The sequence below is a fragment of the Streptomyces sp. NPDC002536 genome (genome assembly GCF_053594995.1).
The window spans coordinates 1-2,741 of record NZ_JBSFWU010000232.1; the positions used below are offsets into that span (position 1 = coordinate 1).

Here is a 2,741-nt window from a genome sequence, read left to right on the forward strand (position 1 = left end):
GCGGGGCGGGCAGGCGGCAGAGTACGCATTCTGCGGTCTCATGACCAAAGCCCTTTGCTACTTGGCATTACCTGTCGATATTGTGGTCCGCGCCGACCTGGCCGACGCGCAGCGCGGCCGCGAGGACCGGCGCCGCACGCTCGCCTCCTTCGTGCAGTTCACCGACCTGCATCTGACGGATGTTCAGCACCCGTTGCGCTACGAGTTCTTCCGGGCCGGCGGGCCCGGCGGCTGGCGCCCGCACGAGGCGCTGACGCTGCCCGGCGTGGTCGCCCTCGTCGAGCGCGTCAACAAGCTGCGCCGGGGGCCGGCGACCGGCGCCCCGTTCGGCTTCGTCGTCACCACCGGCGACAACGGCGACGAGAACGCGGCGATCGAGGTCGAGTGGTTCCTCACCGCCCTCAGCGGCGGCCGCATCAACCCCAACACCGGTGACCCGCAGCACTACGAAGGCGTCCAGAACAGCAACCTCAAGCTCTACTGGCACCCCGACAGCGCCCTGCGCGACCAGGACAAGGCGCTCGGCTACCCGAGGATCCCCGGCTATCTCGACGCGGCCGTGCGGCGCGTCGTGAGCCCGGGCCTCAACATCCCCTGGTACTCCACCTTCGGCAACCACGACCTGCTCTCCGGCGGCTGCTACCCCGCGGCCGGCTCCTTCATCGCCGACGTGGCCGTCGGCGGCCGCAAGCTCCAGACCGTCCCCGCCGCCGAGGCGAAGTGGCTGATGGAGGGCGAGGGCAAGGGCGCCGACCCCAAGGGCAAGCGCATCGAGGCGCTGCTGAAGTCCCACGCCAAGGAGATGCGCACGGTCACGGCCGACCCGCGCCGGGTGCCGCTCACCCCGCGCCAGTACGTCCAGGCCCACCTCGACCCGCAGCACACCGGCCGCGGGCCCGTCGGCCACGGCTACAGCCGCGACAACCTCGACTCCGGGAACCTCTACTACGCCTTCCGCGTCTCCGACCGCGTCCTCGGCATCAGCCTCGACTCCACCGACCCCGGCGGCCACTATCAGGGCTCCCTCGGCAGCGAGCAGCTCGACTGGCTGGACCGCACCCTGCGGCGGCACCGGGACGAGTACGCGCTCGTCTTCAGCCACCACCCCAGCTGGAGCATGGACAACCCGGTGCCCGACCCCGGCCGCCCCGGCGACAAGCGCCACGGCGGCGACGAGATCATCGCGCTCCTGCAGCGCCACTCCAACGTCCTGGCCTGGATCAACGGCCACAGCCACCGCAACCGCATCCGGCCCCGCGGCACGTTCTGGGAGATCGCGACCGCCTCGCACGTCGACTATCCCCAGCTCGCCCGGATCATCGAGATCACCGACAACCGCGACGGCACGATCTCCCTCTTCACCACCCTCATCGAGTCGGACGCGCCCTACCGCACCGACGTCCACGACCTCTCGCAGACCGGACTGGCCTCCCTCTACCGGGAACTGGCCTTCAACGCCCCGGGCCGGGACACCACGCTCGACGGCGCGCCCGCCGACCGCAACACCGAACTGCTCCTGTCCCGGCGCTGATTCACCTCGGCAGTACGACGACGTAGGGCGCGGGCTCGCGGTCGGCCGACGCCACCAGGGCGGTGCGGACGACCGCGGCCTGCTCCTCGGCCGCCTCGCGCAGCCGCTTCGGCGTGAGCCGCACGACCGTGATGCCGAGCCGCTCCAAGTGCTCGCGCTTGCGCGACTGTTCGGACCAGAGCGAGCCGTCCTCCCCCTCGTGGGCGCCCCGCATGTCGATGTCGGCCGCCACGGCGTGGTCCGGCCAGTAGGCGTCCACGGCGCCGAGCAACGGGCCGCCGGGCATCCGGAGTTCGACGTTCCACAGCGGGGCGGGCAGCGCGTGGTCGCGCACCATGCCGTACATCAGGCCCTCGGCGAGCGCCCGCCCCTCGGCGAGCAGCGCGTCGACGGCCTCCGCGACGTACGGCCGCCCCAGCAACTGGGCCCGGGCGAGCTCGCGGACGACCGCCGTCGCCTCGCAGTGCCCGCCGCGCACGGCCTCCGTCAGCAGCCGGCGCACGGCCGCGGCGTCGGTCAACTGCGCGACCGCGTCCGCCAGGGCGCGGGAGACCGGGGCGACGGGCAGCCCCGTCACCGTCCGGGCCCGCGGCAGGGCGTGCGCCCGCAGGAGCCGGACGAACCCGGCCGGGCGCAGCCGGCGCGTGCGCGGCACCAGCACGTCGATCCGGTCCAGGGCGAGCAGCGGGGGAGCGGAGGTGAAGCGGTGCAGCGCGAGCGCGGCCAGCCCGGTGATCATGGCTTCGCCGTACGGGCCCGAGGGCCCCGGCTGGGCCGGAACGTAGGTGCGCGGGATCGTGTACATCAGCGCGGCGTGCAGCCGTTCCTCGCTGGTGGCGGGTCCGGGGTGGAGCAGATAGACCCCTGGCAGCAACTGCTGCCAGGGGCCGCCGGGGCGGCAGCGCTCGGAGAGGTCGGACCCCGACATGCCGTGCTCACGGAGCTGACGGCTCGTCAGGACGCGGTGCCGGACGTCGGAGAGGTGGTAGAGCGGGCGGGGGGACAGGGGGGTGTTCGGGTTCATGATCCGCCCATTCCCGCGCGGGAGGCGGCCCATAACCCCTGTTACGGCCCCGTCGACAATTCGGGACAACGCCGCACCATTGCACTGCCGTTCGGCTTTCGGGGGGCTGTGCATTGGCCCGCCCCGTAAGGGGCGCGGGGAACTGCGCGACCAGCCCCCACCGGCCCGCAGCCGACGCACTACCCC

Annotated in this window: 2 protein-coding genes; one reads left to right on the top strand and one right to left on the bottom strand. The window is 72.9% G+C overall.

The genetic code is table 11. The features are described from left to right. Positions 1-40 precede the first annotated feature (40 nt). Positions 41-1,531, top strand: coding sequence for a TIGR03767 family metallophosphoesterase (locus tag ACWD4B_RS35620; RefSeq protein WP_451424655.1), 1,491 nt, complete (start codon positions 41-43; stop codon positions 1,529-1,531). A 1-nt stretch (position 1,532) separates the two neighbouring features. Here ACWD4B_RS35620 and ACWD4B_RS35625 read toward each other — a convergent pair whose 3' ends face one another. Then, positions 1,533-2,555: a hypothetical protein gene (locus ACWD4B_RS35625; protein ID WP_451424656.1), complete on the bottom strand. Its 1,023-nt coding sequence runs from the start codon at positions 2,553-2,555 to the stop codon at positions 1,533-1,535. Positions 2,556-2,741 lie beyond the last annotated feature (186 nt).

What these genes read in the sequence shown, in the direction of transcription:
- ACWD4B_RS35625 (WP_451424656.1), bottom strand. Translation starts at nt 2,555, where the DNA reads ATGAACCCGAACACCCCCCTGTCCCCCCGCCCGCTCTACCACCTCTCC.
- ACWD4B_RS35620 (WP_451424655.1), top strand. Translation starts at nt 41, where the DNA reads ATGACCAAAGCCCTTTGCTACTTGGCATTACCTGTCGATATTGTGGTC.